Raw genomic sequence first — 7,580 nt, forward strand, 5'->3', positions numbered from 1 at the left:
GCACCTGGGAAGGCAGGCCCCGCGGTACGACTGATCACGCTCGGCGGCTTCCAGCTCGAGCTGGACGGACATCTGGTCGACTGGCCGCCGCTGCGTCCTCGCGCCCGGGCTCTACTGCTGCTGCTCGCGATCCACCACGGACGGGACGTCCACCGCGAGCGACTGATCGACGCCCTGTGGCCAGACGCTCCCCCTGATGCTGGGACGCGTCGTCTGCAGGTCGCGGCGTCGACTGTGCGACAGTGCTTGGCCGGCTTGGGCCTGGGCGACCAAGCCGTGCAGCGGAACGGCGACGCCTATCGTCTGGTGCTGCCCGGGGCATGGGTGGACCTCGCAGAGTTCGATAGTCGGCTGCAGCGCGCTCGACGCTCCAGGACGCTTGCCGATTGGTCCGGGGTGCTCGATCTCGCGGTAGGTGAGCTGCTGCCGGAGGTGGGCGCCGCGGAGTGGGTCGTGGCTGAGCGCGAGCGGTACCGCCTGGCCGCGGCCGACGCCGCAGTACAGGTTGCTGGGCTGGCTCCGGATGCGGAGGCACTGCGGGCAGCACAGCGCGCCGTGGAGCTCGAGCCGCTGCGGGACTCGTCCTGGTTGCTACTGGCCGAGTTGCAGGAGCAGCGAGGCGATCCGACGGCCGCAGCGGCTACCCGTCGCGAGCACGCCCGGGTCTGTGCCGAGCTGGAGGCTCCGGTCAGTCCGCGGGCACGACCTGCACGCGATGGATCACGTGTGCAGGCTTGAGGGAAGCCACTGCATCCTTCAGTCGTTCCTCGTCGATCTCCTGTCCTGCAACAGGGAACACCTGCACCACCACCGCCGGCAGCGGCTCCCCCGGCAATGGGTCGCGCGCATCGACGGACCAGCTGGCACCGCCTGATTCGACCACCTCGGCACGCACTCCCAGTTGAGCACTGATCGCCAGCTCGATCCCTCGCCGGGTGCCCTGCCAGCCGTGCAGGTCACTGGTTGAGCGCAGCAGCTCCCGCTGCCGCACCGGGTCGTCGCCGCGATCGACAGCCAGCCCGATCCAGTGCGCCAGCCAGGGCAGCAGATCTTCCGGCGCGGTGCCGAGATCCAGGTACGCCGGAAGGTTGTCGAGCGCACTGATCACCGGCGAGAGCACCTCGTCGAAACTCTCGCAGAGCTGCTGGGTGAACTGGTCGGTCCGGTAGACCGACGGCAGGCTCTGCCCGAGCGGGTGCGGACTCGGCAGTTGCCCGAGCGCCCCTCTCATCAGCGGACCCGCACTTGGTGCTCGTAGGAGAAGACCAGCGCCGTGGCCGGCAGGTCCAGCCGCTGGACCGGCGCCGATCGCCGCCCGGTGACGGGGTCCGCCGGGAACAGAGCCACGCTGATCTCCTGGGCCATGTCGACTCCCGGGATCCGTGCCAGCGCCGCATGAACCTCGTGCGACTGCACCGAGCGTCCGAACGGCCAGCCTGTCCCGTCCGGCCCGCCAGTCAACGGATGCAGCAGGCCGTAGAGCGCAGTCAGCACGCCTTCCTTCACTTCCTCCGGCTCGTACCTGGACCGTGCGCTGACGTCGACCACCGCGGTGAGCCCGACGTACTCCGGCGGCGCCACCAGCAGCCGGGTTCCCACCAGACGCCGCTCGTCCAGGGTCCGGGTGATGCGCTCCAGCGTGCCCTCGGGTGGCGTCAGGTCGTCGCGGCGGATCCGGCCGGTGGCGTCGCCCGACACGTGCGGGACGACCAGGACCCGGATCCCGCCCGCGTCGGCCGGATCCGTCGCCGGCACGCAGTGCACCCGGGCCGCGTCGGGCGCGACCTCCCGGGCGAGTTCCTCGAAGTCCTCCACCGTCACGGCACGACCGCGAGACCTCAGCAGCATCGGACCGCGCACCTTCGCCTCGTCCAGGGTCTCCGCGTCCGCCCCGCCGATCGCGGGTGCGCGGTTTTCCACTCGGGCGACGTACGGGACGCTCGTCTTCAGCACTCGCACCTGCCCGCGCGCGACGTTGCCTCGCCGGCCACCACCGGTCCGGTACGCCGAGATGGCGACCGTGGTCCCGGATCGCGGGGTGGCTCCGTACTGCCGGATCCGGCCGTCCGCGGTCCGGACGGCCGGGCCGAACTGGACACCGCCGGCGAAGGCATCGATCCGGAAGTGCCGATCGTCCTCGGTCGACTCGGCGAAGCTGGTCACCGGCTCCCAGGTCTCCACGCCGTCCTCGTCGGTGACCTCGACGGTGCCGTGCTCCTCGGACGGAACCACCGGGCTGCGCTTCAACGCGAACCGCTGCCCGGGTGTCCCATCGGAGCGACCGAGCACCTCGCTGCGGATCACCTCGGCGTGCATCATCGCCACCGTGCCGCCGATGGTGAACGCGCTGGCCGAGAGCACTCGCGGCGACGCGGTGTAGGTGGGACGGCCGTCCTCGACCTGTATCAGCCGGCAGCGGATCCAGCCGGCCCGCTGCCGGGCGATGATCGAGGTCTGGTGCTGGGCGGGGACGTGGATGACGACGTCACCGTTCTTGTTCAGGCCGCCGGTGTCGTCCTTGTCGAGATCGCAGGCGCTCCAACCGGTCCCGGTCCAGGCCTCCCAGACCAGCGGCGGATGACGAGGATCCACCCCGGCGCCGGAGACGCTGCAGCTCAACCGGATGGTCACTGCGCAAGACGGTACTGCGTCGCTCAGTCCGATCAGCAACGCGTCGCCTGGCGTCGGTTCCTCGGAGAAGCAGGGGAATCCGTTCTTGCCGGACAGTGCTGTGGTCATGTCTGCCGGGGTACCGTCCGCCGGTGCGACACCGGCCCGGGCGAAGGAGCACGGGATGATTTCGAGTTCCTGCGTAGTACTGAAGACCACCGGTTCGTGGATGTCGGTGCGGGGGGTCGCCACCTCGGTCCCGGCGCGGACCAGGACCGGCTGCGGCTGGGGTGCGGACAGCCAGAACGTCACCGCGCCGCGGGCCGCCGCCGGTGGCCGGAGTTCCACCCCGATCAGCTCGAGGAACTTGACGTAGTTGAGGTCCGGCACCCGATTGAGCCGGTAGATCAGCTGGTCGACCATCTGCGCGAAGGCCTCGATCAGCGTCACCCCGGGATCCGACACGTTGTGGTCGGTCCACTCGGGGCAGCGCCGCTGGACCAGCCGTTTGGCCTCGTCCACCAGTCCTTGGAAGGTCCTGTCGTCCAGGTTCGGCGCCGGCAGCATCTCAGACCCCCAGCTCGGCCGGCAGCGTGGTACCGGCGATCTCTTCGTCTGGAATCACGTAGAACGGGTAGACCAGGTTGCGCGGGTCGTTGGTGCCGAGGATGACGTAGCCGACATCGACGTACACCCGGCCGGACTCGATCCTGTCGTAGCCGACGGACACATCCTGTACTGCGATCCGGGGTTCCCAGCGCTCCAGGGCCTCGCGGACGTCGTACGCGATCTGTCCGGCGGTGGCCGCATTCGCCGGGCCGAAGACGTGGTCGTGGATCCGGCAGCCGAACTCGGGTCGCATCGGGCGCTCGCCCTTCGCAGTACCGAGGATGAGGCGGATCGCCTGCTCGACCTCGCGTTCGCGGGCCACCAGCGCGATGCCGCCGGTCGCGTCCGTACTGACCGGGAAGGCCCAGCCGGCACCGATGAAGTCCGTCGTCATCTCATCCTCCGATCATCACGGTCGGGGCGCCCATTACGATCGGCGCACCGCAGGCAGCCAGATCGCCCATCCGCGCGGCCGGCAGGCCGCCGATCAGCACGGTCGGGCAGCCCGGCGGGATGATCGCGCTCGGCGGGTGGACGGCCGGCGGCGGGAACGAGCAGATGTGCGGCGTGCCGACCGTGGCGGCCGGCTGACCGGCGATCAGCACGGTCGGGACGCCGGGCGGACCGATCACCCCGGGGTGTCCGGTCGGGTCGCCGACCCGGGCTGCTGCGGGCATGGTGCCTCCTCAGTTGATCTTCACCAGGGCGGCCGAGACCGAGCACAGCGCGCCGCCCTTGACCTCGGTCCGGGCGCTGCCTTCGACGGTCGTGTTCGCACCTTTGAGCTGCAGGTTGCCGGTGGCGTTGACGGAGATCTCGCCACCGTTGAGTTCGAGCTTGGCGCTGGCGGCGTCGATCACGATGCCCTGGCTGCCTTCGATCTTCACGGTCCCGTCGGCGTGCACCGTGATCTTCGTACCGGTCGCGTCGAGCTTCACGCTGAGGCCGCCGTCGCCGGTCTCCAGGGTGATGCCCTCGGTGCTGCCGTCCTGGTCGAGCAGGTCGATCCGATGGCCCTTCCGGGAGACGATCGAGCGTCGGTTGACCGCGCCCGAGCCGGAGTCGACCGGGTCGATGCCCTTGCTGTCCGGGAGATCGACGCCGTTGTACAGACCGCCAAGGACATAAGGCCTTCTGAGATCGCCCTGCTCGAAGACGACCAGTACTTCGTCGCCGACCTCGGGCACGATCAACGTGCCACGATCCTTCCCGGCGCCGGCCTGGACCGTCCGCGCCCACGCACTCACGTAGTCGTCCGAGAGCCAGGGCAACGTGAGTTTCACCCGGCCGAGCTTCTCGGGGTCGTTGTTGTCGCTCACCTGACCGATGACCACGCCTTCGGGCGCTCGCTGGGTCGCTCCTGAACCGGTCAGTCCAAGCAGGCTGCGATCGTGCGCGCCGGTGACGGCGAAGGAGGTCGTGTAGCCGGTGGTCGGATCGATGCGATGCCGCGTCGTGGTGACGGTGTACTTGCCGTCGAAAGGCGCGCCCAGGTTGTCGACCGTGATCGCCACACCCGCTTTGAGTGCGGGATTGCCTTGCGCCACCCCGTTGAACTCGGCGAACGCCCCAGCGATCTCCTCGGCGATCGCTGCCGCCGCGGCATCAACCTCCGCCTGCGTGCGATGCGGTACGTCGGACGCGACGTACAGGGGGTTCCCGAAGGCCTTCGCGAACTCGGCGGGACTCGCCTGCGGCAGCTCGGCGCTTTTCGTCTCGGCCGGCTTGCGTGTGGTCAGCGCTTGTTTGGTCGAGACGTCCCAGCCGCGGACCTCGACCTCCTTGACCTGTCCGGCCGAGGTGAGCACCGCGCGGAACCTGAGCAGATCCGTGCCGAGCTTCAGGACCAGCGGATTCTCGTCGTTGGTCGGTGCCCCCGAGGCCGTGGTCGGCGGGCCGAAGTTGAACTTGCCGTCGCGGACCGAGACCTCGTACCCGGCTTCCGAGGCCAGCGAGTCGAGCAGGTCCCAGTCGCTCGCGCCTGCTTGCGAGACGTGCTCGAACACCGTCGTGGTCGGCTTGATCGTGCCGTTCGTGAAGCCCGCCCGCTGGGACACCTTCTGCGCGATGTCGGACGCCGTCATCTGCAGGTAGCTGTTGCTGGTCCGTCCGCGGAACAGCCGATGCGCCGGGTCGTAGCCCCTGATCACGGTGAACGAGCCACCGGTGTCGAACTCCGCCTCCAGCGCGGTGATCTCACCGGCCATCAGCAGCACGGCGGTCTGGCTGGTGCTGGTCATCACCGACACCCGTACGGGTGAGCCGATCTTCGCACTCGTCTTGGCCAGTACGACGTGGTCGCCGTCGCGGAACCGGAGCTCGAACAGGTCCGGCAACCGCTGGCTGTCGTCTACATAGACCGTGCTCAGCAGGTTCACCACGTCTTGCGGCAGCGGTGACCCGTTGATCTCGACCAGACAGGTGTTCGTGATCGACATCAGACCAGCTCCTCGGGCGCCGGCAGCACCAGCACCGAGCCGCTGGGCAGCCGGAGCGGATCATCGATCCCGTTGTACTTCGCGATCGCGCGCCACCGGGTCGGATCGCCGTACTCGGTGTACGCCAACGAGGCGAGCGTGTCACCGTCGATCATCCGGTGCGACCGGCGGACGGACTGCCCTCCGGAGGTGGGATTCTGGCGCCACGGCTCGTTCGGCATCTCCTCCATCGAGACGCTGCACAGCGCGCGGATCGGCACGCCGTCCGGACTGAACAAGGTGTACTTGGCGCTCACCGACGTGACGAAAGCAGGGAAGCTGGCGATCTTGCCCCAGTGCAGCACCACCAGCGGCGGCGTCGGCTTCTCCTTGCCCCGGCTCTCCTCGGTCGGTACACAACAGCTGAACAGCTTCTCCACCGCGGCAACCACACTGCCGTCATGGTTGCCGGAGGCATCGAAGAACATCTCCACCGTGAGCTTGCACGGCTCGGCCCCGCTGAACTCCGGCGGCCCGGCCGACTTCGCCTTCTTGGCGGGCTTGCGCTCCCACTTGGCGGACTTCTGGATCGTCACTTCCTTCGGATTGAACTGGAACGGGATCGAGCCACGGTCCTTGCCCGCCGAACCGCCGGACGACGGGTCGAAGAGCTTCAGCGCCGCCTTCTCCAGTTGCGGCCGGGACTTCTCGTCGGACGGCGACGGCATCTGCGAACCGCCGGCCTTCGCCGAACTCGTCAACGCGATCGGCTGAGTCATCCCGCCACCTTCTTCGCGGTGAACCCGTGGTGCGCGATCTCCAGCGTCTCCAGCGCGACCTTGGGCGAGTCGAGATTGAGCCCCGGCCCGGTCCAGCGAACCGGGATCACCCCGAGCAGGCCCCACTGCGCGACCGGCTTCCGCTCAGCCGTCATCGCGGTGATGCTCGCGGTCTGCGGCTTCACCCCGGTCGTCATGCTGGCGAGCCAGGCCATCACCTCGGTGGTGTCGCGGCAGAGCGGCCGGGTCAGCTTGATGTTGGTGTACTTGATCCGGGTCGGCAACTGCCAGATGAACCCGTTCTGCCCGCCCTCCTCCCGCTGCTCCAGCACAACCTCGAGCCCAAGCCCCTCACAACTGTTGAACGTCCCGAGGCGCGTGTCATCAATAGTCACCCCGAAACAAACACTCACGGCCGGCTCCGGATAAACCTGACTCATCCCGCCACCCCCTCGCAGTTCAGCGCCCAACCTGGTGAGCTCGATGCGCGGTCCTCTGCATGGTTCAGCGCCATCGGTCTGCCACCCGTCCAGAGCGCTCCCTGTCCAGCCACAACTCGGCCCGCAACTTCGCGGTCAACGGCTCGTACAACCGCTTCGCCAACTCCTCCACCTCAGCCGCACTAACCGCCTTAGCGGCGCCCACCGCCGCTGCGCCCGGAGCCGCGCCCGCCGCCGGCGCCGGTGCGGGTTCTGGTGCTTGTACTGGCGCTGGCGCGCTCGTCGGCGGATCTTCGTCGGCCGCTGCCTCTTCTCGCTGTACTACGGGCGCCGACGCATGCGCACTGAACATCTGCTGCAGAGAGACAGCACGAACCACCGAACTGTCCTCACCCACCGCAACCCGCTGAACAGCAGGTTCCGCGACCTCGGCCGAGTGAAACTGATCGTCCGCAGACCAAGACAGCACCTGCCCGTCCGCACCCGCCCCAGCTCCTCGTACTGCGCCAACCTGCGCTGCATCCCCCCTCACTGCATTCCCATGTACTGCGTTCCGCTGCACTGCCGGAACCGCCCGGGAGGAAGGTGTACTGGCGGATGCAAGCCCAGGGTGGTCGAACACAACTCGCTGGACAGCAGGCCCCTGCACGCCCGGCACACTCAACCCTTGCTGCGGCCCCGGCACAGTCAAAGGCCGCGCACTAGCCAAGGGCACGACCTCCCCG

General features: G+C 68.6%; 9 protein-coding genes. 1 reads left to right on the forward strand and 8 read right to left on the reverse strand.

Annotated features, from left to right (window positions below; genetic code table 11):
• On the forward strand, positions 1-738 hold a 738-nt coding region (locus tag VFG33_RS21425; protein WP_325054693.1), incomplete at its 5' end, for an AfsR/SARP family transcriptional regulator.
• On the opposite strand, the gene VFG33_RS21430 is transcribed toward VFG33_RS21425, so the two are convergent.
• The 8 genes from VFG33_RS21430 to VFG33_RS21465 form a co-directional block, all read right to left on the reverse strand.
• A complete protein-coding gene (locus VFG33_RS21430; RefSeq protein WP_325054694.1) occupies positions 689-1,231 on the reverse strand; it encodes a phage tail protein in 543 nt (180 codons plus the stop codon). The genes VFG33_RS21425 and VFG33_RS21430 overlap by 50 nt on opposite strands.
• Positions 1,231-3,177, reverse strand: coding sequence for a putative baseplate assembly protein (locus tag VFG33_RS21435; protein ID WP_325054695.1), 1,947 nt, complete (start codon positions 3,175-3,177; stop codon positions 1,231-1,233). The genes VFG33_RS21430 and VFG33_RS21435 overlap by 1 nt, the downstream gene beginning before the upstream one ends.
• Before the next feature lies 1 nt (position 3,178).
• Positions 3,179-3,613: a gp25 family contractile injection system sheath assembly initiator gene (locus tag VFG33_RS21440; protein ID WP_325054696.1), complete on the reverse strand. Its 435-nt coding sequence runs from the start codon at positions 3,611-3,613 to the stop codon at positions 3,179-3,181.
• Between the two features lies 1 nt (position 3,614).
• Entirely contained in the window at positions 3,615-3,896 is a 282-nt protein-coding gene (locus VFG33_RS21445; protein WP_325054697.1) for a PAAR domain-containing contractile injection system baseplate protein, read from the reverse strand.
• 9 nt (positions 3,897-3,905) lie between these two features.
• Complete coding sequence (locus VFG33_RS21450) at positions 3,906-5,657, reverse strand: VgrG-related protein (protein WP_325054698.1); 1,752 nt, start codon at positions 5,655-5,657, stop codon at positions 3,906-3,908.
• On the reverse strand, positions 5,657-6,415 hold the full coding sequence (locus tag VFG33_RS21455; RefSeq protein ID WP_325054699.1) for a CIS tube protein: 759 nt from the start codon (positions 6,413-6,415) through the stop codon (positions 5,657-5,659). The genes VFG33_RS21450 and VFG33_RS21455 overlap by 1 nt, the downstream gene beginning before the upstream one ends.
• Entirely contained in the window at positions 6,412-6,855 is a 444-nt protein-coding gene (locus VFG33_RS21460) for a phage tail protein (RefSeq protein WP_325054700.1), read from the reverse strand. Before VFG33_RS21460 ends, VFG33_RS21455 begins: the two co-directional genes overlap by 4 nt.
• Before the next feature lie 64 nt (positions 6,856-6,919).
• Positions 6,920-7,234 carry a hypothetical protein gene (locus VFG33_RS21465; RefSeq protein WP_325054701.1) on the reverse strand — a complete coding sequence of 105 codons (315 nt, stop codon included), beginning with the start codon at positions 7,232-7,234 and terminating at the stop codon, positions 6,920-6,922.
• Between the last annotated feature and the right edge of the window lie 346 nt (positions 7,235-7,580).

This window comes from Kribbella sp., from assembly GCF_035687465.1.
Lineage (GTDB): Bacteria > Actinomycetota > Actinomycetes > Propionibacteriales > Kribbellaceae > Kribbella.